This window comes from Micromonospora echinospora, assembly GCF_900091495.1.
In the GTDB taxonomy this organism is placed as follows: Bacteria; Actinomycetota; Actinomycetes; order Mycobacteriales; family Micromonosporaceae; genus Micromonospora; species Micromonospora echinospora.
Genome location: NZ_LT607413.1, coordinates 2618382 through 2644208, shown reverse-complemented (window position 1 = coordinate 2644208; position 25827 = coordinate 2618382). Strand labels below are relative to the sequence as shown.

The window sequence follows — 25827 nt, the reverse complement described above, 5'->3', positions numbered from 1 at the left end:
GGGCGCGAGGAACGCAGCGAAGCGGAGTCCCGCAGTCGCGAACGAAGGGCAGGCTCAGCACAGATGATCACCAGACTGCTGGTCGCCAACCGGGGGGAGATCGCCCGCCGGGTCTTCGCCACCTGCCGGGCGCTCGGCGTCGAGACCGTCGCCGTGCACTCCGACGCGGACGCCGACGCGCCGTTCGTCGCCGAGGCCGACCACGTCGTACGCCTGGCCGGGAACACGCCCGCCGAGACGTACCTGCGGATCGACCTGATCCTCGACGCGGCCCGCCGGTCGGGCGCGGACGCCGTGCACCCCGGCTACGGCTTCCTCGCCGAGAACGCCGGGTTCGCGACGGCGGTGACCGACGCCGGGCTGACCTGGGTCGGCCCACCGGCCGCCGCGATCGCCGCGATGGGCGACAAGATGGCGGCCAAGGAGTTGCTCGCGAGGGCCGGCGTGCCGGTGCTGCCGACCTGGACCGACCCGGACGCGGTCACCGACTTCCCGGTGCTGGTCAAGGCGTCCGCCGGTGGCGGTGGGCGGGGCATGCGCGTGGTCCGGGACGCCGCCGACCTGGCCGGGGCGCTCGCCTCCGCCCGCCGCGAGTCGGCGGCGGCGTTCGGCGACGGCACGGTCTTCGTCGAGCGGTACGTCGAGCGCGGTCGCCACGTCGAGGTGCAGATCTTCGGTGACCGCCACGGCACGGTCGCCGCGCAGGGGGTACGCGAGTGCTCGATCCAGCGACGACACCAGAAGCTCGTCGAGGAGGCGCCCGGTGTCCTCGCGCCCGACCTGCGGGAACGGCTGCACGAGGCGGCGGTGGCCGCCGGACGGGCGGTCGGCTACGTGGGCGCGGGCACGGTGGAGTTCCTGCTCGCTCCGACCGGCGAGTTCTTCTTCCTGGAGATGAACACCCGGCTCCAGGTCGAGCACCCGGTCACCGAACTCACCACCGGCCTGGACCTGGTCCGGCTGCAACTGCTGGTGGCCGAGGGTGAGCCGCTGCCGTTCGCACAGGCCCCGCCGGTCAACGGTCACGCGATCGAGGTACGCCTCTGCGCCGAGGACCCGGCACACGGCTGGCGACCGGCGACCGGCACCCTGCGCCGGTTCGCCGTGCCCGGGGTGGCCGTCGAGTTCGGCGGCCTCACGCGCCCCGGCCTGCGGTTGGACTCCGGCGTGGCGGCCGGCTCGACGGTCGGGGTGCACTACGACTCGATGCTGGCGAAGCTGGTGGCCTGGGGGCCGACCCGTACCCAGGCGGCCCGGCTGCTGGCCGGCGCGCTGGCCCGCGCCGAACTGCACGGCGTGACCACCAACCGGGACCTGCTGGTCCGGGTGCTGCGCAGCCCCGAGTTCCTGGCCGCCGAGGTCGACACCGGTTTCCTCGACCGGCACCCGGAGGTCTTCGCCCCGCTGCTGCCCGCCGACGAGGTGTCGCTGACCGCGCTCGCCGCCGCGCTCGCCTCGGCCGCCGCCCGCCGCGCCGCGGCGCCGGTGCTCGGTTCCCTCCCGTCCGGCTGGCGGAACGTCCCCGCGTCCCCCCAGGTCACCCGTTTCGCCGGGGCGGACGGCGAGATCGAGGTCCGGTACCGGCTGGACCGCGCCGGCGGGCTCGCCGAGTGGTCCATCGACCCGTCGGACGAACGGGCCGTCGCCCTGGTCGGGGCCGCCCCGGATCGGGTGGTGCTGGACGTCGACGGGGTCCGGCGGGCGTACCGCGTGCACCGGGTGGGGTCGGAGGTCTTCGTGGACGGCCCGGAGGGGGCGACGAGCCTCACCGAGCTGCCGCGCCTGCCGCTGCCCACCGCCGAGGTGGCGGCCGGCTCGCTGCTGGCCCCGCTGCCCGGCACGGTCACCCGCCGGCACGTCGAGGTGGGTCGACGGGTCACCGCCGGGGACCTGCTGCTGACCCTGGAGGCGATGAAGCTCGAACACCCCGTGCTCGCCCCGGTCGACGGCGTCGTCACCGACCTGCCGGTGCCGGCCGGCGGGCAGGTCGAGACGCGCACCGTGCTGGCCGTGGTCGACCCGATCCAGGAGGACGCGTGATGAACTTCGACCTGACCGACGAGCAGGAGCAGCTCCGCGACGCCGTCCGGGCGCTGGGCCGGCGGTACGGCCACCGGTACTTCGTGACGAAGGCGAAGGCCGGCGAGCACACCTCCGAACTGTGGGACGAGGCCGGCCGGCTCGGCTACCTGGGGGTCAACATCCCCACCGAGTACGGCGGCGGGGGCGGCGGCATCACCGAGCTGGCGATCGTCTGCGAGGAGCTGGCCGCCGCCGGCTGCCCGTTGCTGCTGCTGGTGGTCTCGCCCGCCATCGCCGCCACGGTGATCGCCCGGCACGGCACCGACGGGCAGCGTGCACGTTTCCTGCCCGGACTGGCCGACGGTTCGCTGAAGGTGGTGTTCGCGATAACCGAGCCGGAGGCCGGGTCGAACTTCCACCGGCTCGGTACGGTGGCCCGGCGGGACGGCGACGACTGGCTGCTCTCCGGGCGCAAGTGCTACATCTCGGGCGTCGACGAGGCGGGCTACGTGCTGGTGGTGGCCCGGACGGAGGATGCCGCCTCCGGGAAGCTCAAGCCGGCGCTCTTCGTCGTGCCGACGGACGCGGCCGGGCTGACCTGGTCGAAGCTGGACATGGAGATCGTCTCCCCGGAGAACCAGTTCCTGCTCTACCTCGACGACGTGCGGGTGCCCGCCGACGCGCTGGTCGGCGGGTCGCTCGACGCCGGCCTGCCGGCGCTCTTCGCCGGCCTGAACCCGGAGCGGATCACGGTCGCCGCGATGGGGGCCGGCACCGGCCGGTACGCGGTCGAGCGCGCCTCGGAGTACACCGCCACCCGCGCGGTCTGGGGTGGCCGGAGCATCGGCTCGCACCAGGGGGTGTCCCACCCGCTCGCGCACGCGGCGATCCAGGTGGAACTGGCCCGACTGATGATCTACAAGGCCGCCGCCCTCTACGACGCCGGACGGGACCTGGAGGCCGGGATCTCCGCGAACATGGCCAAGTACGCGGCCGGGGAGGCCGCCGCGCTCGCCGTGGACACCGCCGTCCAGGTGCACGGCGGGGCAGGCATGACCACCGAGTACGGCGTCGCCACCCTGCTCGGGGCGGTTCGCGCCGGTCGGATCGCCCCGGTCAGCCGGGAGATGATCCTCAACTTCGTCGCGCAGCACGTGCTCGGTCAGGACCGGTCGTACTGACCGACCGCTCAGACCGGGGTACGGCAGGCGGCGTCGATGCGGTGCACCGGTCGTACCCGCCGGCCCAGCCCCTCCAGCAGCGAGTCCTCGACGTGGAAGTCGTGGATCCGCAGCCGGTGCCGGGGCAGTTCGTCCTCGTTCGGGCAGAGCACCTGCGACTCGACCCGGTCCACCGGGACGAACCGCACCCCGCCGCGGGCTTCCAGGATCGTCATGTTCACGTCGTCGACGGCCACCACGTGCCCCCGCACGTCCTCGCTCCCCCCGGCCGTCGAGGTCACCGTGACCACGGTCAGCGGCAGCACCGGAGTGGTGATCACCGGCACCGCGGCCCAGGCCAGGACGACCAGCACGGCGGTCTGAGTGACCGGGGCGAGCGGGCGGAGCACCGCCCGGGGCAGGGGCCCGGCGACGACGCAGGCGAGCAGCGGCGGCCCGCCGAGCAGCAGCAACGCCACCACGTCCCGCTGGTCCCAGGCGTCGGCCAGGGTGGGCAGGACCAGCCAGCCGTACCCGGCCAGGAGGCCGAGCAGGAGCAGCAGGCGGGGCAGCAGCCGCTCGTGCAGCCGTTCCGGGGTGAGCTGGAACGCGGCGGCCACCGCGGGCAGCAGCAGCGGCAGGTAGAGCAGCTCCCAGGTGACCATCGCGAACAGGAAGCTCGCCAGCACCAGCCAGGCCGGGGTGATGTCGGCCCACCGGGCGAAGAGCGGTCGACGGGCCGGAGGGACGGGACCGGCGGCGTCGGGGGCCGCGTCGGCGCTGACCGCGAAGACCGCGCCGAGGGCGAAGATGGCGACCAGGACCGTGGTGACCAGTTGGGCCGCGGTGGTGAGGAAACCGGCGATCAGGTTCACCGGTCCGACGTTCGCCACCAGCAGCAGCGTGGTCTGGAGTTCGCCCCCGGCCTCCACGGCGAGCCGCAGCACCGAGAAGACCGCCGGCACACCGACGACGAGCGTCCAGAAGGACTGGCTCGCCCGGTCCCGCCGCTCGTCCCGGTCGCGTCGCCCGGCCCCGTTCCCCGCGTGGTCGTCGCCGGACCGGACCGGGGCGGGCTCCGGATCGGGGGAGACGGTCGGGTGGTCGTCGACGGGGGCGCTCATCGCGTCGGTGCCTTGTCGTCGAAGTCCACCAGGTCCGGCACGTTCAACGGCTGCGGCTGGGGCAGGTCCGCCTTCAGCCACGGGCCGAGCGTCTTGTGGTACGCCGTCAACCAGGGGCTGCTGCCGTCCCGGCGTCCCTGCTGGTAGCTCTTGTCCAGGAAGTACGCGACCAGGTCGCGCAGCGCCGGGTCACCGATCGGCACCCCCACGCCGATCCGCTCGCTGGTGCCGAAGGGCATGTCGACGATCTGGAACTCGGTCGGGAACTGGGAGCGGAACCCGGCCAGGATGGCCTCGTCGGAGCTGACCAGGTCGTACCGGCCCTCGCGGATGCCCCGGACGCAGTCGCTGACGTTCTTGACCACCCGGGGCCGGATGCCGTGCTCCTCCAGCTCCGCCTCGCTGGTCGATCCGCCGCTGGCGCAGACCCGCAGCTTGGGGTCACGCAGGTCCTCGATGGTCCGGACCCGGTCCTTCAGCCGGATCGGGATCAGGACCTCCTGGGTGGTCACGAAGTACGGACCGGCGAAGAGGACCTGACTCTCCCGCTCCTTGGTCATCGAGAAGCTGCTGACCACCAGGTCGACCTCGCCGCTCTGGAGGGCGGGGATGCGATCCTCGGTGGCCAGCGGCACCAGGTCGATCCGCCGGTCCCCCTCGTAGCCGAGCGACGCGGCGACGTACCGGGCGATCTCGGCCTCGAAGTTGACGAAGGCGTTCTTCTCCTCGTCCAGCAGCGGATCCAGGATCGCCACGCCGATCCGCAGCTTGGGCTGGCCGTGGACCTGCGTCTCGCGCAGTTTCTCCTGCACGGAGGGGAACTCGGGCTCCTGTCGGCTGTCGCAGCCGGCGACCGCCGCGAGGGAGAGGGTCAGGGTGACCGCCAGCGCGGTGGCGATCGCCCGGAGTTGCTGTCGGGACGGCGTGTTCATGGACGGCCTCCCGGGAGACGACCAGCGGGGCACCCAGGGTATGCGAACGATTCCAGTGCGTGTCGCACGTGGACGGGGACGCGCCTCACGCGCCCCCGCCATGCCCCTCCGGACCGTCCGTGCGGTGGCACAGCGGGTGCCCCCGCCGACGGAGGTGGTCCGGCGGTTGACAGCGGGGGCGGGCGGGCGATGCTGGACGGGTGACTCGTCTTCTCCGATCCCGTGCCCGGATCCTGGCGGTGACCGCCTCGCTCGCGACGGTCTCCCTCCTGGTCACCCTGGTCGTCCTGCGCCGGGCCGACTTCCTGGGCGTGGTGCTGGCCATCCTCGTCGTCCTGCTCGCGATGATCACGGGGGTCGCCGTCGACGCGGCGCGCCACCAGCCACCGGCCGACCCGGCGACCGCGCCGCCGCAGCAGCAGTCCACGGGTGGCCCACACGGGATCGACGCGCCCACCCTGGAGACTCTCGACAATCCGATGATGGTGGCGGCGCTACGGGCCCGGCTCCGCGACCGCTGACCACGCCGTCCCGCCGGGGCCGACGCGGACCGGGTCGATCAGCGCAGGCTGAGAGTCGGCGTCGCCAGGCCGTCGACCCCACGGCCGGCCAGACAGCGGTACGTCTGGTCGGGGTCGGTGTCGTCCGGCGGCAGCACCTCCAGATTCCACCCGTCCTCGTGGGTCAGGCCGCTGGTGAGCCGGAACGTCGTGGGGTTGCAGACCTGCCGGACCGAGTCGGCCGTCTTGACCGTGTCGTGGTCGGCCCCGACCAGTTCGGCGGGGAGATCGCCCTCGGCGTAGCTCTCCCAGGTGTGCCGCCGGTCGCAGCGGACCCGGACGGCCTGGGCCCGGGCGCCCCGGACCCGGACCGGGCCGAAGCACTGCAACTCGTCGGAGCAGCGCACCCCTGCGGGCAACTCGGTCGTACCGTCCACGCAGCCGGGCAGCGTCCCCACGACGGCGGTGTTGGCGGTGGGCAACGGGTCCGGGGTCCGGGTGTTGTCCGCCACCCAGGCCCCGGCGCCCGCCGAGGCGACCAGGGCGAGCACGCCGGCCCCACCGAGGAACCAGCGCCGCCGGCGACGCACCGGAGCCGGCACGGTCGGGTGGTCCTGTTCCTGGGGAGCGCGCGGAGCGGGCTGACCGGTGTGCCCGCGTACCGGATCGTCGCCGGTGCGTTCGGCCGGGCCGGGGGGCCGCCAGGGCCCGACGAAGGACGTCCCTTGGTGGTGCGGGGAGTCCGTCGGGCCGAGTGGCAGTCCGGCCAGCAGGCCGCGCAGTTCGACCGCGGAGGGCCGGGCGCCCGGATCGTTCGACATGCCGAGCCGGAGCACCTCGACCAGTTCCTCCGGCACGCCGGGCAGTCCGGGGATCGGACGGTTGAACATGTCCAGTACGGTGACCAGGCTCGGATTGCGCTCCGACTGCCAGCGCGGGGGCCGGCCGTGCATCACCGCGTACAGGGTCGCGCAGAGGGCGTAGACGTCGACGGCCGGCGAGGGTGGGCTGTGGTTGAACATCTCCGGCGGCGCGTACGCCGGGGTGAGCACCTCCATGGTGACCGTCGGGTCCCGCACCTCGGCCAGCACCGCCAGCCCGAAGTCGGCCAGCACCGCGGAGTTGAAGTGCGAGTGGAGGATGTTGGCCGGCTTCACGTCGCGGTGCAGCACGCCGGCCGCGTGCGAGTGCGCCAGCGCGTCGGCGATCTTGACGCCGAGGTCGCGCGCCTCGACCGGGCCGAGCGGCGAGGTCCGCATCCGCTCGGCGTACGACCCGTCGCAGAGTTCCATGATGAGGTACGGGTGCTGGTCGATGGTGACGCCGACGTCGAAGAGGTCCACCACGTGCGGGTGGGACGACATGCGACCGGCGGCCCGCGCCTCGCGCAGGAATCGGGCCTGGTCCCGTTCGCTGTCCAGGGTGCGGTTCTCCACCTTGACCGCGACCTCACGCCCGACGGAGATCTGGACGGCCCGGTAGACCGTGGCGTAGCCACCCCGGGCAAATACCTGCAAATCCGTCAGACCGGGCACGATTGGCTTCGGCAGGGCGCCGGGCGGGGTGGCGGTCACAGCTCGAAAATACCCAACTCGTCCGGCGACTCAGAGCCCCGCACCGGCGACCAGCGCGGATGACGGCCCGGCACCGCCCGCGCCGCCCGCTCGCCGGCGGGCGTCCACGCGGAGGCCCAGCGCGGTCGCCAACGCTCCCACGCCCTCCCACGCGGCCACCCCGAGGAAGCCGACCGGGGCGACGTCCGCCACCACCACGAGAGTGAACACACAGACGGTGACCAACCGGAACACCACGGTGAAACGGAAGAACGGGCGCCAGTCGCCGACCGCGGCGAGGAGGTAGTAGACCCCCATGTTGAACGCCGCCATGGAGGACGCGACCAGGAAGGTGCCGGTGTGGTCGCCGGACGTCCGGGTCGGCGGCACGGCGAGACCCAACATGCCGAGCAGGGCCGCCGGCCAGAGCAGCCCGAGCACACCACTCAGCAACGCCGTCCCGCCGAAGACCGCGACGGTCCAGCCGGCGGCGGAGCGCGGCAGTCTCATGACGGTCCTTTCGTGGGTACGGCCGTCACTGTGGACCACCGCTGTGGCCCCTCACGCTAATCGCTCCGGCGCGTTCCGGCATCGGCAGAACCGGCAGATCCCGCCGAACCGACCGAGCCCGGCGCGTCGGATGTCGCCGACCTCCCCGGTGCCCCCGTCGTCGCGTCCGCCGGAGCCGCCGACGCGGTGACCGGTTCGGCCACGCCGGGGACGATCAGCCGGTCCCGTAGCGCCTCCGCACCGGCCCGCTCGCTGCGCTGCTCCGTCGCGTACGCCAGCCGGACCGCCTCCTCGGCGGCGGCCAGCGCCTCGACCGGATGTCCACACGCGCTCGACGTCTCGGCCAACACCGTCGCCGCGATTACCTGGCTGCGGACGTCCTCGGCCGGTGCGGCGACCGCCCGGCGGGCCCAGTCCAGCGCCTGCTCGTGCTGCCCCAGGGCGAGCAGCGCCGAAGCGTACCGGGCCAGGGTCTGTCGTCGGGAGATCAGCAGCGCCGAGGTGTTGCCGGCAGTCGCCACCGGGGCGAGCAGCCCCACCGCGGTGGTCGGGTCACCGGCCGCCAGCCGGGCCATCGCCAGCAGCACCCGGGGGGCCACCTGGGCCGGGGCCTGCGGGTTGTGCGGTTCCACGGCGGCGAGCACCGCGCGGGCGTACCGCTCGGCCGCCGCCTGGTCGCCCAGCTCCAGGGCGACGAAGCCGCGCAGTGTGCCGGCCATGCCGGTGAGCAGCGGGTGGGTGGTCCGGCCGGCGTGGTCGAGGGCGTCGGTGAGCAGGTCCGCCGCGTGCTCGGGCTCGCCCAGCCCTCGGGCGATCGCACCGCGCACCACCAGGGCGAAGCCACGTCCCCAGTCGTCCGAGGCGGCGACGAAGTCCCGGTACGCGCGCCGGGCCGACCGGTCCGCCTCGGCCAGCTCGCCCAGCTCGGCGGCGGCGTACGCCTCGACCGCGCGCAGCGTGCCGACCACCCACGCCTCGCCGATCCGCTCGCCGAAGGGCAGGAAGATCCGCGCCAGCCGGTACGCCTCGCGCAGCCGACCGGCGAGCACCCGGGCGAACGCGGTCGTCCCGCGCAGCCAGGCCCGCCCGTACGGGTCCTTGAGTTCGGCGAAGAGCCGGGCGGCCCGGCCGAGCACCGCGTCGGTGCCGGCGAAGTCGCCCCGGGTGGTGGTCACCCAGGCCAGGTTCTGCAACGACCACGCCTGCCCGCGCGGGTCCTGAGCGGCCAGGCTGACCTGGTACGCGGCGGCGAACCGGCTGCTGGCCTGCCCCAACCGCCCGGTGACGAAGTCGGCCATGCCGAGCCGGCGCATCGCCGAGGCACGCAGCGTGGGCAGCTCGGCGGCGGCGGCCACCTGCAACGCCTCCTGCCAACTCGCGACCGCCCGCCCCAGGTCACCGAGGTTCTGGTACGCCTGCCCGGCCAGCAGCAGGGCGTTGGCCCGGGTCGCGCCGTCGTCGGTGGCGTTGGCCGCGATCTTCTCGGCGAAGGCGAGCGCGTCGGCGGCCCGCCCCACCTGGAGCAGCGCCCGGGCGTGCACCACCCGGGCCGTCACCGGCAGCCCGTCCCGGGCCAGCTCGGCGGCGCGTTCGGCGTACTCCACCGCGAGAGCCGGCTCACCGGCGGCGAGCGAGCGACGGGCGGCCCGGTCCAGCGCGGCCACGCCCAGCGGGGCCACCGTGCGGGCCGGCGCGTCCGGACGGAGCCCGACCGCGTCGGCGAGCGCGGTGGCCCGCTCGGCGTGCTCGGCGACGAACTCGTCCCGGGCGGCGTCGGTGAACCCGCCCGGGACCGGGGTGCCGGCGGAGTCGGTCGGCGCGGCCCAGCGGGCCAGGGCCGCGTGCCGGTCGGCCAGGTCGGCCTTGCTGACCCCGGCGTAGGCGGCCTCCCGCATCAGCGGGGTGGCGAAGGAGTAGCCCGTCCGGGTGCGGTGCAGCATCCGGCGTTGCAGCAGTTCCTCCACGGCCCGGTCCAGTTCCACCGCCACCACGGCGGCCGGGCGGCCGTCCCGCCCGGTGCGCCGTTCGCGCAGCGCCTCCAGGGTGCCGGTGGGCACGGTGTCGCCGACCACGGCGGCGTCCCGGAGCACCGAGCGGGCCTCGGTCGGAAGCGCGTCGATCCGGGCCGCCAGGACGGCGGCGAGGTCACGGGAGAGCAACCGGCTGCCGAGGGAGCCCGGGGCCAGCCGCCAGGTCGCCGCGCCGCTGCCGTCCCGCTCGGCCCCGGCGGTCAACGCGCCCCGCTCCATCAGCAGGGTCACCAGTTCGGCCAGGTAGAACGGATTGCCCTGGGCGGTGGCGAGCAGCCGGTCGGCGTCGGCCTGGGGCAGCTTCCCGCCGCTGAGGTACGTGGTCAGCAGCCGGGAGGCGTCCGCGCCGCGCAGCGGCGGCAGCACGTGCACCTCGGCCTCGGAGAGCCGGGTCAGCGTGCCGGCGGTCCGGACCAGTTCGGGGCGGCCCAGCAGCAGCACCAGCACCGGTCCGGCCAGCCGGGACAGGGTGACCCCGAGCGCCCGGATGGTCTCCGGCGTGGCGTCGTGCAGGTCGTCGACGACCACCACCAGTGGCGCCTCGGCGGCGAGCCCGCTGAGCAGGTCCGCCACCGCGGTCGGCACCGCCTCGGCGTCCGGCGGCGGGCTGTTCGCGTTCCACTCGGCGTCGTCGGCCGGGCCGCCGTGCGTGCCGGGCAGGTCGACGTAGCCGAGCAGGGCCAGCAGTTGGTCGGTGGCGAGCGGCGGCGGCACCGGTTGCACCCGGGCGAGCCGCTGTTCGAGGCGGCGCAGCCGTTCCTCCACGGCGGCCCGGGTGACCGCGGTCGCGGCGTCGCCGGGCAGACCCACGGCGGCCCGGACCAGGTCGGCCAGGGGGGCGAGCCGGCGGCGCTCACCGAAGGCCGCACAGCGCACCGAGAGCACCCGCGCCCCGGTGTGCGCGGCGAACCGGCCCGCGCCGACGTCGTACCCGGCGGCGAGGCGTTCCACCTCGGCGGCGAACCGGGACTTGCCGATCCCCGCCTCGGCGGTCATCAGCAGCACCCTCGGCTCGGCGCGGTCGATCACCTCGGCGAGCCGGCCGGCGACCCGGCCCACCTCGGCCTCCCGACCGACGAACGGGGCCTCGTCGCCGAGCCCGGAGCGGGTGCCCGGCGCGTCCAGGAGCCCGAGCAGTTCGTACGCCTCGACCGGCTCCCGCTTGCCCTTGAGCCGCAGCGGGCGCAGCGCCCGCCAGGAGGCGACGTGCCGGGTGGCGGCGGAGGTCCGCGCCCCGGCGTACACCGCCCCGACGGCGGCGGCGTCGGCCAGCCGGGCGGCGGTGTTCACCGTGTCGCCGATGACCGTGTACTCGATGGCGGCCTGGATTCCGGCGATCACGTCCCCGGTGTTCAGCCCGACCCGCAGGCCGAGCGGGGCCCCGCCGCCGCGTTCGTCGTCGAGCACCCGGCGGACCGCCCGCTGCATGGAGAGCGCGGCGCGCACGGCCCGCTCGGCGTCGTCCTCGTGGGCGACCGGCGCGCCGAAGACCGCCATGATGCCGTCGCCGGTGAGCTTGTCGACGTGCCCGCCGAAGGTCTTGACCGCCCCGGCGAGCGCGGCGAGCACCCGGTCGGTGACCGCGCCGACCCGCTCCGGGTCGAGGTCCTCCGACCAGGAGGTGAAGTCGGACAGGTCACCGAAGAGCACGGTGACGACCCGGCGCTCGGCCGCCGGCAGGGTCGCGGCGGCCGGCAGCGCGGCACCGCAGTTGTGGCAAAACCGGGCGCCGGGTACGGCGACGGTTCCACACACCGGGCAGGTCACGGTTGGTCCAACCGCGCTTCTCCGCCGCCGGATTCCCGGGGCGTCACCCCCAGGTACTCCAGCTGGGCCCGGACCGACCACTCGGCGGCCCACCACAGCGAACGGTCCACGTCCGCGTAGACCCGGGCGACCACCTCGGCGGCGGTGGTGTCACCGGCGGCGACCGCCGCCCGGACCTGGTCGAGCCGGGCCCGCCGGTGGGCGAGGTAGTAGTCGGCCGCCGCGCCGCAGTCGGCCAGCGCCGGGCCGTGCCCCGGCAGGGCGACGACCCCCCGGTACGCCGACAGCCGTTCCAGGCTGGCCAGGTAGTCCCCGAGGTCGCCGTCGGGGTGGGCGACCACGGTGGTGCCCCGGCCGAGGATGGTGTCGCCGGTGAGGACCACCCGCTCGCCCTCGTGCTCGACGAGGAAGCAGACCGAGTCGGCGGTGTGCCCGGGGACGGGCACCAGGTCGATCCGGAAGCCGGAGCCGCCGGCGGGCTCCCAGTGCTCGGTGAGGGGTTCGGCGTCGACGGTGTGCGCCGGGTCGGCGGCGAGCACCGGAACCCCGCCGAGCAGCTCGGCCAGGCGGCGGGAGCCGTCGGTGTGGTCCGGGTGCCCGTGGGTGATCAGCACGAACCCGACCGGCGCGTGGGCGGCGATCCGGGCCAGGTGCTCCTCGTCGGCGGGGCCCGGGTCGACCACGACCGTCTCGTCCCGTCCCGGGGCGCGCAGCAGCCAGGTGTTGGTGCCGTCGAGGGTCATCGGGCCGGGGTTCGGCGCGCGTAGCAGCGTCACCCACTCCGGCAGCGAATCGGCCAGCCCGGCCGCCGGCGTCGTCATGTGCCCCGTCATGGCTGCGATCGTACGACCCGACCGGCCAGTCGTCGCGATCTTGAAAGCCGCACCGGCCACCGTACGGCCGGAAAGCCGGTGGGACACGTGACCCCACCCGGCCGGGCCGGGTGGGGTCGCGGCGAACGGAACCGGTCAGCCGACCTCGACGATGACCTCGACCTCGACCGGGGCGTCCAGCGGCAGCTCCGACACTCCGACCGCGCTGCGGGCGTGCCGGCCGGCCTCCCCGAAGACCGTGCCGAGCAGGTCGGAGGCACCGTTGATCACGCCGGGCTGGCCGGTGAAGCCGGGCGCCGAGGCGACGAAGCCGGTCAGCTTCACCACCTTGACCACGTTCTCCAGGCCGACCAGCGCGTCGATCGCGGCGAGCGCGTTCAGCGCGCAGCGCTGGGCGAGGTCCTTCGCCTGCTCGGCGGAGACGCCCGCGCCGACCTTGCCGGTGGCGAGGAGCTTCCCCTCGGCCATCGGCAGCTGACCGGAGACGTAGACGGTCCGCCCGGACTGCACCGCCGGCACGTAGCTGGCCACCGGGGCGGCGACCTCGGGCAGCTCCAGCCCCAGCTCGGCGAGCTTGGCGTACGGGGTGGCGGTCATCCCTTCGGCCGCTTCAGGTAGGCGACGAGCTGCTCCGGGTTCGGCCCCGGGACCACCGAGACGAGTTCCCAACCGTCCTCGCCCCAGTTGTCGAGGATCTGCTTGGTCGCGTGGACCAGCAGCGGAACGGTGGCGTACTCCCACTTCTGCATCGTTGCCGGGCTCCCGTTGTCGTGGGGTGGATGTTCCGTCGACAGCCTACGGCCCGGTCGACGGCCGGGGCACGGGACGCGGCTCGGGGAGCAGCGGTGCCTCCCCGCAGGGGCCCGGGTGCCCGTAGCGCTGGGGGCAGCGTGACCGGTCCGGCAGGAGCAGATCGCAGAAGACCCGGGACCGGTTGTTCTGGTCGTCGGCGGTGGACACGGTGGTCTCCCCGGCGTCCAGCTCGGGCAGGAAGCCGAGGGAGTCGGCCACCTGGTTGGCCAACGCGGTGGCCGCCGCGAGGTCCAGCACCCGGACCGGCAGGTGGATCACGTAGCCCGGCTCGTCGTCGTCCCGACCACGGTCGACCTGCCGGGTCCGCAGGCGCAGCGGTTCCACCTGGTCGGGTGGCCTACGGTACGGCCGCTCGTTGCACGGGGACGGCACCACCGGATCCCCGACCTCCCCCCGGCGCGGGGGCCTGAAGTCGCCGTCGGGAAACTGGGTGCGGGGAGTGTTCTCCGCGTCGCGCATGCAACCGCCTCCGGGCGTCGTACCTGTCCGAATCTGCCGTCTGCGGGGCGGGCGTCACCGCCCACCCGTTCCCCCGCGCCGGGGCCGAACGTAGGGTCGAGATCCGACATCGGCAACTGGACGCGCTCGAATCATCACGGACAGTCATATATGCGACAGGGCAGCCGTCCGGTTGTGGATACCGCCAGCGGCCGGTCCGGGGGTAGGCGGTCCGCGCCCGGCGCGCACCGGTGGAGTGCGCCGATCACCCGGTCGGCACCGGCGGCATTCGCACCGGGACCCCGATCCGCCCCGACGACCGCTACCCTCACGGGCGGGTCGGCGCTCCCGACCCGTCCACCAGAAAGCGTCACCGCCGCCGGTGACCGCGTAGCGCACTCCCGGGGGAGACGATGACCCAACCGCCGCAGGGTGGCCAGTTCCCGCCGCCGAGCGGTCCGCCGTTCGGCGCCGGCCAGCCCCAGCCCGACGCCCCGTACGGCACGCCCGGCCCGGCCCCGCAGCACGGTGGCACGCCGGGATACCCGCCCCCGCCCGGCACGCCGGCCCCGCCGCCCGGGTACGGCGCACCCGTGCCCCCGCCCGGATACGGCGCACCTGTTCCCCCGCCGGTGTCCGGCGCACCCGCGCCTCCGCCCGGGTCCGGCGCACCGGTCTCCCCGTCCATGCCCGGTGGGCCCTACCCGCCCGCCGGATACCCGGCACCGGCCGGCGGCGCCTACCCGCCCGGCGGACCGTTCCCGCCCGGGTACCCGGCACCGGCCCCGCCGCGGAAGAAGCGCGGGCTGCTGATCGCCTCGATCATCGTGGTGGTCGCCCTGCTGCTCTGCGCCGGTGGTGGGACCGCCGCCTTCTTCCTGCTGCGGGGAGCCGACCCGGGCGAGGGCGCGGACGAGCCGACGACTGCGGTCCAGGAGTTCCTCACCGCCGTCTACCAGGACCGCAACGCCGGTCGCGCGACGAACCTGGTCTGCTCCTCCTCGCGCGACCGGGAGAAGATCGCGGCCAAGGTGGCCGAGGTGGAGAAGTACGTCGCCGAGTACGACACGCCCCGGTTCCGGTGGACCGCGCCGGCGGTGGCCGACCGGACCGACGAGCGCGCCACCGTCACCACGAAGCTGACCGTGACCACCGCCGACGAGAAGGTCGCCGACCAGGAGCTGCGATTCACCGTGATCCGGGAGACCGGGTGGTGGGTCTGCGAGGTCGGCTGACCCCGACCGGTGGTTAGGCTCGACGGGTGCGAGCAGCTGAACAGCCGGTCGATCCGGCCGGCCCGGGGTGGCCGGCCCGCCTCCACGTGGTCACCGGCAAGGGCGGCACGGGCAAGACCAGCGTGGCGGCGGCGCTGGCCCTGGGACTGGCCGCCGGCGGCCGGCGCACGCTGCTGGTCGAGGTGGAGGGGCGACAGGGCATCGCGCAGCTCTTCGGCACCGACCCGCTCCCGTACGAGGAGCGGCACCTGACCGACGCGCCGGGCGGCGGGGCGGTCCGGGCGCTCGCGGTGGACGCCGAGGAGGCGCTGCTGGAGTACCTCGACATGTTCTACAAGCTCGGTGCCGCCGGCCGCGCCCTGCGCAAGCTCGGTGCGATCGACTTCGCCACCACCATCGCCCCCGGGCTGCGTGACGTCCTGCTCACCGGCAAGGTCAAGGAGGCGACCAGCCGGACCAGTGGGCAGCGCCGGGCGTACGACGCGGTGGTGCTGGACGCTCCGCCCACCGGCCGGATCGGCCGGTTCCTGAACGTCACCGCGGAGACCGCCCGACTGGCGAAGGTCGGACCGATCAAGACCCAGAGCGAGGGGGTGGCCGCCCTGCTCCGCTCCCCGATGACCGCGGTGCACGTGGTCACGCTCCTGGAGGAGATGCCGGTCCAGGAGACGCTGGACGCGGTCGCCGAGTTGACCTCGTTCGGATTCCCGGTCGGGCGGATCATCGTCAACGCCGCCCGGCCGCCACTGCCCACCGGCCGGCCCACCAGTCAGGCCGAACTACGCCGGGGGCTGCTCGCCGCCGGGCTCCCGGCCGACCGCGCCACGGTGGCCGGACTGCACACCGAGGCGGTCGACCAGGCCGTCCGGCGGGAGCTGGAGGAGACGCTCCGGGGGGAGCTGTCCGAACTCGGCCGGCCGCTGGTCGAGCTTCCGCTGCTCCCGACCGGCGTGGACCGGGCGGGCCTGGAGACGCTGGCCGCCGCGCTCGTCCGGGCGGACTGACTCACATCTGCCGCTGGCACGGCGCGGGGAGCCGCACGAGCCCGATACGCTCGATTGGTGCCTTCCGAAGACGCAGCGCCGCTGCTGGACGTCGACCACATCCTCGCCGACCCCGGCGTGCGGATCGTCGTCTGTTGCGGTGCGGGCGGGGTGGGCAAGACGACCACCGCGGCGGCGCTCGCGCTGCGGGCGGCGGAACGGCACGGCCGACGTACGGTGGTGCTGACCATCGATCCGGCGCGCCGGCTCGCCCAGTCCCTCGGCCTGACCGAGCTGGACAACACGCCCCGCCAGGTCAAGGGGCTCGACACCGACGGCGGCGGTGAGCTGCACGCCATGATGCTGGACATGAAGCGGACCTTCGACGACGTGGTGCTCCAGCACACCGACCCGGCGAAGGCGGCGGAGATCTTCGCCAACCCCTTCTACCAGGCGATGAGTTCGACCTTCGCCGGCACCCAGGAGTACATGGCGATGGAGAAGCTCGGGCAGCTCCACGCCCGGGGCGAGTGGGACCTGATCGTGGTGGACACCCCGCCGTCCCGCTCGGCGCTGGACTTCCTCGACGCGCCGGCCCGGCTCTCCCGCTTCCTCGACGGTCGGATGCTGCGGCTGCTGCTCGCCCCGGCGCGCAGCGGTGGACGGAGCATGTTCAGCCTGGTCACCGCCTCGTTCGGGATGTTCTCGAAGGTGGTGCAGAAGGTTCTCGGGGCGCAGTTGCTGACCGACCTCTCCGGATTCGTCGCGGCGCTGGACTCGATGTTCGGGGGCTTCCGGCAGCGCGCGGAGCAGACGTACCGCATCCTCCAGGCCCGGGAGACGGCCTTCCTCCTGGTGGCGGCGCCGGAACCGGACGCGGTCCGGGAGGCCGCCTACTTCGCCGGTCGGCTGCGGGAGGAGCGGATGCCCCTGGCCGGGCTGGTCCTCAACCGGGTGCACCGGCCGACGGTGACCACCCCGGACGCGACGGAGAGCCTCGCCGCGGCGGAACGGCTGGCGGAGCTGGGTGGCCACGAGGCCACCGTGGACGTGCTGCGGGCCCACGCCGCCCTGCTCCAGCAGTCGGCCCGCGAGCAGCAGGTGGCGGCATCCTTCACCGAGGCGTTCCCGGCGGTGCCGACGGTGTCGGTGACGGCGCAGCCCGCCGACGTGCACGACGTCGACGGGCTGCGGACGATCGGAGCGGCCATCAGCCGCCCCTGACCGGCGGCGGAAGCCCGCCGGCCAGGTGGTGCCGGTCAGCCGGCGTCGAAGGCCGGATGACGGCCGGTCAGCCGGCGTTGACCAGGATCTTGTCCTTGCCCGTCTTCTCCTTGGCGTTCTTCCGCATGGCGGCCTCGAACATCTTGCGCCAGCTCGTCACCTGGGGGTGCCGGCGCAGCAGCGCCCGGCGTTCCCGCTCGGTCATGCCGCCCCACACGCCGAACTCGATGCGGTTGTCGAGCGCGTCGGCCAGGCACTCGTACCGAACTGGGCAGCTCCGGCAGATCCGCTTCGCCACGTTCTGTTCAGCGCCCTGTACGAACAGTGCGTCCGGGTCTCCGTTCTGACACGCCGCCAGCGACGGCCAGTCAGTGATCATGCCCATCTGTACTCGTCCCCCCTTGCAATACCTACCGACTCCATGCGGGTCAGCCGGATTTCCCCCCGGTCATCCGCGCCCGACCTTCCCCAAGGCGGCACGGACGACATCTGGCTCTGTCGCCGCCCTCATCATGCTCTGTAGTCACCCGATTACGCAACGTTGTCGGCCAAATCCATCATTTCGGACACATCGCGCGTCTCGGACTACGGCCCGCCGCATACCCCGGCCGACCGGGTGAAAACCCTGCGGCGTCCTCACTTTCCGGGGACACTCGTCCGCCGGGCGCAACCCCGCACCGGGGGTCGTGCGTTTAGCACAACGAGGGCGGCGCACGCAGGAAATGGGGGAAACCTGCCCCGAAGCCGCCCACTCCCTACTCGCGTACGCTGTCGAGGTGACCTGGATGCGGAAACGTGACCACAATCTTTTGACCAACGCCGCATCGCTACTGATATGCGGCCTGCTGGCCGGGGTGGTGGTGGCGGCCGCCGCGTTCCCTGCGGTGGCGATGTCCGGACTGGCCGCCAAGGCGGGCGCTGAGACGCTCGGAAAGCTGCCACCGGACCTGACCGTCAAGCAGGCCCCGCAGATCAGCTACCTGCTCGCCAGCGACGCCAAGACCCCGCTGGCGACCATGTACGACGAGAACCGCCGCAACGTCAAGCTCAAGGACATCGCCCCGGTCATGCGGCAGGCCATCGTCGCCGCCGAGGACCACGACTTCTACAAGCACAACGGCGTCGACTTCAAGGGTGTCGCCCGGGCGTTCGTCAACAACAGCTCCGGCGCGGCCTCCCAGCAGGGCGCCTCGACGCTGACCATGCAGTACGTCCGGTTGGCGATCGCGTACTCGGCGAGCCACCCGGCCGACGTGGTGGCCGCGACCGAGGACACCACCGCCCGCAAGATCCGTGAGATGCAGTACGCCGTCCAGGTGGAGAAGCAGTTCTCCAAGGACGAGATCATGGAGCGCTACCTCAACATCGCGGCCTTCGGCAACGGCGCGTACGGCATCTTCGCCGCCAGCCAGGTCTACTTCAACAAGACGCCGGCCAAGCTCACCGTCGACGAGGCCGCCATGCTGGCCGGCATGGTGAAGGCGCCGACCAGCTTCGACCCGACCACCAACAGCGGCTACCCGCTCGCGGTGGAGCGCCGCAACTATGTGATCAACAACATGGTGGAGATCGGCGCCGTCTCCAAGGAGGAGGGCGAGAAGGCCAAGGCCGTCAAGCTCACCGTCAAGGGCAAGCGGGCGCCGAACGGCTGCGTACAGACCCGGGACAACAAGTGGGGCTTCTTCTGCGACTACTTCTACCGCTGGTGGCTCCAGCAGGAGGAGTTCGGCGCCACCACGTACGACCGGGAGCGGCGACTCAAGAGCGGTGGCTACAACATCGTCACCACCCTCGACGTCCAGGCGCAGCGGGGCGCGGACAAGGCGGTCCGCAAGGCCAAGTCGGTCAACAGCAAGGAAGCCGCGATGGTGGCCGTGGTCGAGCCGGGCAGCGGCCGGGTGCGGGCGCTGTCGGTCAATCGGAACTTCAAGCTGGACGACCCGAACAAGCCGGAGAACAAACCGCACAGCGACCCGGTGCAGCGGAGCAAGAACAAGAAGCGCGGCAACTACCCGAACACGGTGAACCCGCTGCTCAGCGGCGGTGACGGCATCACCGGGTACCAGGCCGGCTCGACGTTCAAGATCTTCACCATCGTGGCCGCGCTGGAGAAGGGCATCCCGCTCCAGTACACGATCAACTCGCCGAAGCAGTTCAAGTCCGAGTACATCGTCGAGCGGGGCTCTCGGGCCGCCTGCGCGGGGACGCACTTCTACTGCCCCACCAACGCCAACGACAGCATGGCCGGCCCGCACAACATGTGGAGCGCCTTCGGCAACTCGGTGAACACCTTCTTCGTCCCGCTCCAGCAGCAGGTCGGCGCGAAGAACGTGGTCAAGGCGGCGCAGAAGCTCGGCATCACCTTCCGGGCCAGCAACGACGTCACGTTCGCCGCCACCGACCAGGCCGCCAACCAGTGGGGCGCGTTCACCCTGGGCGTCTCGCAGACCACCCCGCTGGACCTGGCGAACGCCTACGCCACCCTCGCCGCGGACGGCAAGTACTGCGAGCCGATCCCGGTGCAGAAGATCACCGGCCCGGACGGCAAGACCCTGGACATCGCCAACCCGCGCTGCGAGCAGCGGATCAGCACCGAGGTGGCCCGCGCCGCCGTGGACGCCGCCCGCTGCCCGGTCGGTGACCGCTCCTCCACCTCCCGCTGCAGCGGTGCCACCGCCGCCGAGGTCAAGCGGGTGGTCGACGCCCCGGTGGCCGGCAAGTCCGGCACCACCGACTCCGAGAAGACCGCCTCGCTGGTCGCGATGACCAAGCAGTACTCGGTGGCCGGCATCATGGCCGACCCGGACTGGCCGCAGACCAACGTCAAGATGAAGCACAAGGAGCGGGACGGCATCAACCCGCCGGTGTACGAGACGCTGCGGGACGCGATGGTAGGCAAGGAACGGATCAACTTCACCCCGCCGAGCGGCAAGATCGTCAACGGCGACCAGCGCTCCATCCCCCGCGTCCGGTGCGAGTCGGTCGACACCGCCCGTAACCGGCTCAAGGGCGCCGGCTTCGAGGTCGTGGTCAGCGACACCAAGGTCTCGTCGAGCTGCCCGGCCGGAAGCGTCGCCGGCACCAGCCCCGACGGGCGCACCATCAAGGGCGGCGTGGTCACCATCCAGATCAGCGACGGCAACGGTGGCGGCACGCCGGGTGACAACGGCGGCGGCACGCAGCCGGGTGCCCCGCCCCGAGGCGGCCCGGACCGTCCCAACCGCTGACCCGGTCGGAGAACCACGAGGGCCCCTGCCGTCGCACACCAGCGACAGCAGGGGCCCTCGTCAGTTCCCGGTCCGTAGTTCCCGGTCCGCCGGCTCCGGGAGCCGGTCGACGACCGCGTCGACCTGCTCAGCCGGCGAGCTGGCGGCGTACCTCAGCGGCCACCCGGCCCCCCTCGGCCCGACCGGCCACCGCCGCCTGGGCCGCCTTCATGGCCGGGCCCATCTGCGCCTTACCGCCGAACCCGCCCGCCGCGAGCGCCCCCGCGACCAACTCGGCCAACTCCTCGTCGGAGAGCTGCTTCGGCAGGTAGCGCTCCAGCACCTCGCCCTCGGCGGTCTCCTTGCCGGCCTGCTCGGTGCGACCCGCCTCGGCGAAGGCGGTCGCCGCCTCACGGCGCTTCTTGGCCTCCTTGGTCAGCACGGCGAGCACCTCGTCGTCGGAGAGCTCCCGCTTGGCCTTGCCCGCGACCTCGGCGTTGCCGACGGCCGCCAGGGCCATCCGCAGGGTGGAGGTGGTCAGCTCGTCCCGGGCCTTCAGGGCGGCCCGCATGTCGGCGGTCAGGCGGTCCTTAAGCGTGCTCATGGTCGGTCAAACTACCCTGAACGGCATGCGAAAGCGCACCTTATTCCGGCTCGCGACCGCCACCGCCGCCCTCGGCGCGGCTACCCTGGCGTACGCCTCGCTCGTCGAGCGCAACATGTTCACTCTCCGCCGGTACGACGTGCCGGTGCTGCCGGCCGACGCCGAACCGCTGCGCATCCTGCACCTCTCCGACCTGCACATGACTCCCGAGCAGGAGCGCAAGCAGCGCTGGGTGGCGTCGCTGGCCGCCCTGGACCCGGACCTGGTGGTGGTCACCGGGGACAACATGGCCCACCCCGACGCGGTGCCCGGTGTGCTCCGTGCCCTCCAACCACTGCTCGACCACCCGGGTGCCTTCGTCTTCGGCTCCAACGACTACACCGGACCGGTCTGGAAGAACCCGTTCTCCTACTTCCTGCCCGACCGGGAGTACGCCGAGGGCGTCACGCTGCCCTACGAGGAGTTGCGGTCAGTCTTCACCGGGGCCGGCTGGGCCGACCTGAACAACGCCCGGACCACGATCAAGGCCGGCGGGCGGGTGGTGGAACTGGTCGGGGTCGACGACCCGCACATCGAACGGGACGACTACTCGCTGGTGGCCGGAACGGTCGCCGAAACCGCCGACCTCTCCATCGGCCTGACCCACTCCCCCGAGCCCCGGGTGCTCGACGAGATGGCCGCCGACGGCTTCGACCTGCTGCTGGCCGGACACACCCACGGCGGGCAGGTCTGCGTACCGGGAGTGGGGGCTCTGGTGACCAACTGCGAGCTGCCCCGCAGCATGGCCAAGGGCCTGCACCGCTGGCCCGGCTCCGACTCGTGGCTGCACGTCTCGGCCGGTCTGGGCACCCACCCGACCGCCCCGGTCCGGTTCGCCTGCCGCCCGGAGGCGAGCATCCTCACCCTGATTCCCCGCTGATCCGACACCTGCGCCGACGCTGACCGGAGGCCGAGGCGGGCACGGGGGTACCGAGTTTGATCCCCGGGGCGGGTGGGCTAGTATTTGTCCGCACGCCTCGGGGTGTGGCGCAGCTTGGTAGCGCGCTTCGTTCGGGACGAAGAGGTCGTCGGTTCGAATCCGGCCACCCCGACCAGGTAAGAGGGCACATCCTATCGACGGATGTGCCCTCAGTGCATTGGTACAGCAGTCGAGTACAGCAACGGGTCAGCGCAGGCTCTCACCGAGGCGCTTGAGCGCGTCGCGGGTGGCGTCCGAGGACGCCTGCGAGTAGATCTCCATCGTCACCGACACCTCCGCGTGCCGGAGCACCTGCATGATGACGCGCGGGTGCACGTCCAGGTCGACGAGCAGGGTCGCGCAGGTACGCCGGGCATCGTGCACGGACCCCGACACGCCCGGTCTGGTCGCGGTCGTTCTTCCTCGCGCTCCGCCACTGTGGCGGTGTCCGCCGGGGGCGCGGTCCGTGACACGAGAACCGACTCAGGCTGTTCCGGCAGCGCCCGTACAAGCGTCAAGGTCCGCTTGACGTGGCGGACCGGGCGGCCCGCTCCGCGTAGGGCGGGTCGGCGGCAGGCAGTGAGGATGGCAGCAGAAAGCGGGAGGCGGTCAGGCCCACCACTTCGGATACCACCTCAGAACCTCTTCCGCAGACTTCGGCGGCTTAGACTCCCTTTCCCGCCAAGCGGCAATGGCAGTCGGGCCCTGAAACACCAGCAGCCCGGCGAGGAGGAGTAGCGACGTGGCCGTATCGGGCCAGCCCAGCAACAACCCGACACCCGACGCAAGCCAGAGCAGGAACCCCACGATCTGCGTCATCCGGAGAAGCGGGCGCTTCATGCCTGCAAGTCTACGTTTGATCGACAAGGAGGCCGAGTCCCCGGCGCCGGCAGCGGCGTACGGGATGGCAGCAGACGCAGGGGGCGCGTGCAGCGAACGTGCAACCAACGACGGCGATCAAGGCTCAAGAGCGGCGGCTTAGGGGTTCAAGCCCCAGCCTGACTGGGAGCCGTGCCCGATCCGTGCCCGATACAGCGGTCAGCATCGGCCAGCGGAGGTCCGCCGCAGCGCTTGGCCGCCGCGTCCATGCTCCCGTGACCAGGTGGCACGACGCCCGTAGGCCCCGACTGAAACCGATTCCCAAGCTGACAGTCGGGGTGGGTAGCCGCGAGGCAGCGAGAAGGCAGCGCGAGCGTCAACGAGGGTCGGCCTTGAACGTGAACGGATGACGCCCGGTGCCTGCTCATCGACGTTGGTCGCCACCAGTTGGCAGCAGTCGACAGGGCGAGACCGCATCCCCCCAGCGGGGTCAGGCTGGCTTGCGTGCCGCCCTCTCGACTTCTTGCAGCACCAGTCCGAGGGTTTGCGAGCGGCGGTCTGCTGGCAGTGTTGCCCAGGCCCGTCGGGCATACGCGAGTCCTCCGGATCGGTCCCCGGACTTGGCCATCATGAGGGCGCGGTGTAGCTCGATGTGGGTGGCGAACCGGGTCAGTGCTGGCGGTCGGAGTCGGTCGGCGTCGGTCTGGGCGTGCTCGCCGGGGCCGATCATGCCGAGTCGGGCGTAGAGCATCGAGCGAAAGGTGGCCATGCGCCAGGCGGGTACGGCGGCGTCGGAGATTTCGCCGTCTGGTGAGGCTGTCTGGTCAAAGACGCGTCGTGCGTCTTCGTCGGCGGCGACAGCACCGGCGATGTCGCTTCGCCCGGCGGCGACGTGTGCGCGGGCCATCAGCGCCTGAAGGCGTCCGAGCGACGGCCGGTCGGACAGGGCGATTGCCTCGTCGGCGTACCGTTTGGCGACGGGTAGGGCCGCGCCTTCGTAGGCCAGGGCGATGGCGGCCCGGCCGCGTACCCAGACCCGTACAGCGAGGTCGTCGGAGCGGTCGGCGGCGATCCGGGCGGTGTCGTACCAGCCGATCGCCTCGGTCGGATCCTTGGTCGTCTTGCCGTAGGTAGTGAGTGCGCGGGCGGCGGTCGCCCACATCGTCGGTGAGTCGAGCTGCTGTTGCAGGACGACGAGGTCACCGGCGAGCCTGGTCTGAAGGCTGTCCGCGCCGATCTCCATGTAGTCGCGGCCGTACTGGTCGACCCGGTCGCGCCAGCGGTCCTCGCTGTCCCGTCGGCCGGCGAGGGCGGCGGTGAATCCGGATCGGATCAGCTCGTTGGCGGCGATCGGGCCGATGGTGGCGGCTTGGAGAAGGTGCCTGCGTCTCACGTCCGGGTCTCCCAACGCTCGCGCGTAGGCGAGCACGATGTCCGGCGTCGCGGTCCGGCGTCCCGCCTCGACGTTGCTCAGGTGCGATGCCGAGTAGCAGGTACGGGCCGCGATGGAGGCCAGCGTTACGCCGGCTTCAGTACGAGCCTGCCTCAGTTGTGCGCTGAGGTCATCCATCGGAGCCCCCGTGAAAGGTCCTGAAAGCATCGAGCCACTTCCGAGCGTAGTCGTGGGGTCACAAGAGTAGATCCCAGACGCGGCCGGCGCGGCTGGTGTGACACCGGGCCTGGTTGCGTCGACAGCCGGGCGTGGCGGCATCGGTCCTTCCAAGAGCAGTGTCGCCGCGCCCCCTCTTCGGCGGAGGCGGGAATGAGCGACGACGTTCCGGACCAACCTAGGGGCGAGCAGATCCAGCGGGCGGAACGGGAAGCGGCACGGCAGCGGATCCTCGCGCAGGCCGAGGCGGATCGAATACCGGCCGAGGAGACGGATCGGGCGGTGCCGGATCGGCGGTGGCGTCGTGGACAGAAGTGATCTTCTGCCGGTCGGTCGTCGGGTGGCGTACTGGCGGGGGCGGCGGAAGCTCTCCCAGCAGGTATTGGCTGATCGGCTGGGTAAGTCGAAGAGTTGGGTGGACAAGGTCGAGCGGGGTGTTCGCTCGCTGGACAAGGTGTCGACACTCCAGCACATCGCCGCCGTCCTGCGGATCGACACGGCGGTGCTCCTCGGCCGGGACGTCCAGCCAGCCGGGGTGACCAAGCGCGTCGAGGGTGTGGAGCGGATCCGGGCGGCTCTGTCGACGTACGAGATCGCATTGGAACGACCGGCAGCCCGCCGCCCTGTGCTGCCGGCCGACGGGCTGGCGCGGGAGGTCGCCCATGCGTGGACCACCTTCCAGCACGCCCGCTACCCACAGGTCGTCGACCTCGTGCCGCAGTTGTTGGCCGACGCGCAGCGCATCCACGCCCAGAATCCCGGCGTGGGTCGGGTGCCGCTGGTGGAGGCTTACCGGGTAACGGCATCGCTGCTGGTGAAGCTCGGTGCCCCCGACGTGGCCTGGCTGGCGGTCGACCGGGCCATGATTGCCGCTACCGGTGATCGGGCGTCGGTGGCTGCCGGAGCGGTGCAGCTCGGTCAGGTGCTGCGCGAGTCCGGGCGGGCAAGGGTGGCGAAGTCGGTGGTGCTGGCCGCCGCGTACCGGATCGCCCCGCCCGTGATCGAGTACGGCACCCCGGCTGAGCTGTCCCTCTGCGGGACCCTGCTGGTTCAGGCCGCCTTGGCCGCCGCCTGCGTCGGGGATGACCGAACCGCCGTCGAGCTGATCGACGAGGCCGCCGAGATGGCGGCGCGAGTGGGGGAAGGCCACGATCACTACCGCACCGGGTTTGGGCCGACGGCGGTGGAGCTGGCCCGGATAACCGCAGCGGTGGAACTGGGCGACGCAGGGGAGGCCAGGGCCCGGCACGAGAAGGCGATCACGCGGGACGGGTGGCGGTGGCTGCCTGCCGAGCACCGCGCCGCCCACCTGATCGACGCCGCCCGCGCTTACCTCTACGCCGACGACCCGATCAACGCCGGCCGGATCCTGATGGAAGCCGACCGGATCGCGCCGGCCGAGATCCGCCACCGACCAGCCGGCCGGGACATCCTCGCCCAGGTCGCCAAAGAGCCCACCGCCCCGACAACGCTCACCCACCTCGCCGCCACCCTCCGAGTGGGTTGA

21 protein-coding genes, 1 tRNA gene and 2 pseudogenes are annotated in these 25827 nt (G+C 72.8%); 10 read left to right on the top strand and 14 right to left on the bottom strand.

Annotated elements, in window-relative coordinates; translation table 11 throughout:
* Window positions 1–63: 63 nt before the first annotated feature.
* Together GA0070618_RS12070 and GA0070618_RS12065 are read left to right on the top strand one after the other, a co-directional pair.
* Window positions 64–2040 carry an ATP-binding protein gene (locus tag GA0070618_RS12070; RefSeq protein WP_088981716.1) on the top strand — a complete coding sequence of 659 codons (1977 nt, stop codon included), beginning with the start codon at window positions 64–66 and terminating at the stop codon, window positions 2038–2040.
* Entirely contained in the window at window positions 2040–3203 is a 1164-nt protein-coding gene (locus tag GA0070618_RS12065; protein ID WP_088981715.1) for an acyl-CoA dehydrogenase family protein, read from the top strand. The genes GA0070618_RS12070 and GA0070618_RS12065 overlap by 1 nt, the downstream gene beginning before the upstream one ends.
* Before the next feature lie 8 nt (window positions 3204–3211).
* Here the strand turns inward: GA0070618_RS12065 and GA0070618_RS12060 are convergent, their stop codons facing one another.
* Together GA0070618_RS12060 and GA0070618_RS12055 are read right to left on the bottom strand one after the other, a co-directional pair.
* The gene (locus GA0070618_RS12060; protein WP_088981714.1) at window positions 3212–4306 is read right to left on the bottom strand and encodes a hypothetical protein; all 1095 of its coding nucleotides are present in this window, start codon (window positions 4304–4306) and stop codon (window positions 3212–3214) included.
* A complete protein-coding gene (locus GA0070618_RS12055; RefSeq protein WP_088981713.1) occupies window positions 4303–5238 on the bottom strand; it encodes a transporter substrate-binding domain-containing protein in 936 nt (311 codons plus the stop codon). Before GA0070618_RS12055 ends, GA0070618_RS12060 begins: the two co-directional genes overlap by 4 nt.
* Before the next feature lie 200 nt (window positions 5239–5438).
* Here GA0070618_RS12055 and GA0070618_RS12050 point away from each other — a divergent pair, with 200 nt between their 5' ends.
* Window positions 5439–5759 (top strand): hypothetical protein, encoded by a 321-nt coding sequence (locus GA0070618_RS12050; RefSeq protein ID WP_143740336.1) that lies wholly within the window; start codon window positions 5439–5441, stop codon window positions 5757–5759.
* 38 nt (window positions 5760–5797) lie between these two features.
* On the opposite strand, the gene GA0070618_RS12045 is transcribed toward GA0070618_RS12050, so the two are convergent.
* The 7 genes and pseudogenes from GA0070618_RS12045 to GA0070618_RS12015 all read right to left on the bottom strand — a co-directional run bounded on the left by GA0070618_RS12045 (window position 5798) and on the right by GA0070618_RS12015 (window position 13703).
* Window positions 5798–7312, bottom strand: coding sequence for a serine/threonine-protein kinase (locus GA0070618_RS12045; RefSeq protein WP_088981711.1), 1515 nt, complete (start codon window positions 7310–7312; stop codon window positions 5798–5800).
* Between the two features lie 30 nt (window positions 7313–7342).
* Complete coding sequence (locus GA0070618_RS12040) at window positions 7343–7801, bottom strand: hypothetical protein (RefSeq protein ID WP_088981710.1); 459 nt, start codon at window positions 7799–7801, stop codon at window positions 7343–7345.
* Window positions 7802–8016: 215 nt separating this feature from the next.
* Window positions 8017–11598, bottom strand: a pseudogene (locus GA0070618_RS12035) (adenylate/guanylate cyclase domain-containing protein); the annotation flags it as partial.
* On the bottom strand, window positions 11595–12431 hold the full coding sequence (locus GA0070618_RS12030) for an MBL fold metallo-hydrolase (protein WP_088981708.1): 837 nt from the start codon (window positions 12429–12431) through the stop codon (window positions 11595–11597). The pseudogene GA0070618_RS12035 and the gene GA0070618_RS12030, both read right to left, overlap by 4 nt.
* 135 nt (window positions 12432–12566) lie before the next feature.
* A complete protein-coding gene (locus GA0070618_RS12025) occupies window positions 12567–13028 on the bottom strand; it encodes a RidA family protein (RefSeq protein ID WP_088981707.1) in 462 nt (153 codons plus the stop codon).
* Entirely contained in the window at window positions 13025–13180 is a 156-nt protein-coding gene (locus GA0070618_RS12020; protein WP_013289021.1) for a DUF4177 domain-containing protein, read from the bottom strand. The genes GA0070618_RS12025 and GA0070618_RS12020 overlap by 4 nt, the downstream gene beginning before the upstream one ends.
* 46 nt (window positions 13181–13226) lie before the next feature.
* Window positions 13227–13703 (bottom strand): hypothetical protein, encoded by a 477-nt coding sequence (locus tag GA0070618_RS12015; RefSeq protein WP_088981706.1) that lies wholly within the window; start codon window positions 13701–13703, stop codon window positions 13227–13229.
* A 665-nt stretch (window positions 13704–14368) separates the two neighbouring features.
* On the opposite strand from GA0070618_RS12015, the gene GA0070618_RS12010 reads away from it, so the two are divergent.
* From GA0070618_RS12010 to GA0070618_RS12000, 3 genes are read left to right on the top strand one after another with little or no spacing between them, the layout of a single operon-like run.
* Complete coding sequence (locus GA0070618_RS12010) at window positions 14369–14917, top strand: Rv0361 family membrane protein (protein WP_088981705.1); 549 nt, start codon at window positions 14369–14371, stop codon at window positions 14915–14917.
* Between the two features lie 26 nt (window positions 14918–14943).
* Window positions 14944–15921, top strand: coding sequence for an ArsA-related P-loop ATPase (locus GA0070618_RS12005; protein WP_088981704.1), 978 nt, complete (start codon window positions 14944–14946; stop codon window positions 15919–15921).
* A 54-nt stretch (window positions 15922–15975) separates the two neighbouring features.
* Entirely contained in the window at window positions 15976–17124 is a 1149-nt protein-coding gene (locus tag GA0070618_RS12000; RefSeq protein ID WP_172900283.1) for an ArsA family ATPase, read from the top strand.
* A gap of 67 nt (window positions 17125–17191) precedes the next feature.
* Here GA0070618_RS12000 and GA0070618_RS11995 read toward each other — a convergent pair whose 3' ends face one another.
* Complete coding sequence (locus GA0070618_RS11995; protein ID WP_088981702.1) at window positions 17192–17509, bottom strand: WhiB family transcriptional regulator; 318 nt, start codon at window positions 17507–17509, stop codon at window positions 17192–17194.
* A 400-nt stretch (window positions 17510–17909) separates the two neighbouring features.
* On the opposite strand from GA0070618_RS11995, the gene GA0070618_RS11990 reads away from it, so the two are divergent.
* A complete protein-coding gene (locus GA0070618_RS11990) occupies window positions 17910–20351 on the top strand; it encodes a penicillin-binding protein (RefSeq protein ID WP_088985475.1) in 2442 nt (813 codons plus the stop codon).
* 127 nt (window positions 20352–20478) lie between these two features.
* Here GA0070618_RS11990 and GA0070618_RS11985 read toward each other — a convergent pair whose 3' ends face one another.
* Complete coding sequence (locus tag GA0070618_RS11985) at window positions 20479–20934, bottom strand: GatB/YqeY domain-containing protein (RefSeq protein WP_088981701.1); 456 nt, start codon at window positions 20932–20934, stop codon at window positions 20479–20481.
* Between the two features lie 25 nt (window positions 20935–20959).
* Between GA0070618_RS11985 and GA0070618_RS11980 the strand changes: the two genes are divergently transcribed.
* Both GA0070618_RS11980 and GA0070618_RS11975 read left to right on the top strand, forming a co-directional pair.
* Window positions 20960–21853 (top strand): metallophosphoesterase, encoded by an 894-nt coding sequence (locus GA0070618_RS11980; RefSeq protein WP_088981700.1) that lies wholly within the window; start codon window positions 20960–20962, stop codon window positions 21851–21853.
* 98 nt (window positions 21854–21951) lie between these two features.
* A tRNA-Pro gene (locus GA0070618_RS11975) sits at window positions 21952–22028 on the top strand.
* 71 nt (window positions 22029–22099) lie between these two features.
* On the opposite strand, the pseudogene GA0070618_RS11970 reads toward GA0070618_RS11975, so the two are convergent.
* The 3 genes and pseudogenes from GA0070618_RS11970 to GA0070618_RS11960 form a co-directional block, all read right to left on the bottom strand.
* Window positions 22100–22279 (bottom strand): annotated as a pseudogene (locus tag GA0070618_RS11970) (site-specific integrase); the annotation flags it as partial.
* A gap of 222 nt (window positions 22280–22501) precedes the next feature.
* Window positions 22502–22732 carry a hypothetical protein gene (locus GA0070618_RS11965; protein ID WP_088981698.1) on the bottom strand — a complete coding sequence of 77 codons (231 nt, stop codon included), beginning with the start codon at window positions 22730–22732 and terminating at the stop codon, window positions 22502–22504.
* Between the two features lie 469 nt (window positions 22733–23201).
* Entirely contained in the window at window positions 23202–24281 is a 1080-nt protein-coding gene (locus tag GA0070618_RS11960) for a helix-turn-helix domain-containing protein (RefSeq protein ID WP_088981697.1), read from the bottom strand.
* A gap of 343 nt (window positions 24282–24624) precedes the next feature.
* Between GA0070618_RS11960 and GA0070618_RS11955 the strand changes: the two genes are divergently transcribed.
* On the top strand, window positions 24625–25827 hold the full coding sequence (locus tag GA0070618_RS11955; protein ID WP_231931714.1) for a helix-turn-helix domain-containing protein: 1203 nt from the start codon (window positions 24625–24627) through the stop codon (window positions 25825–25827).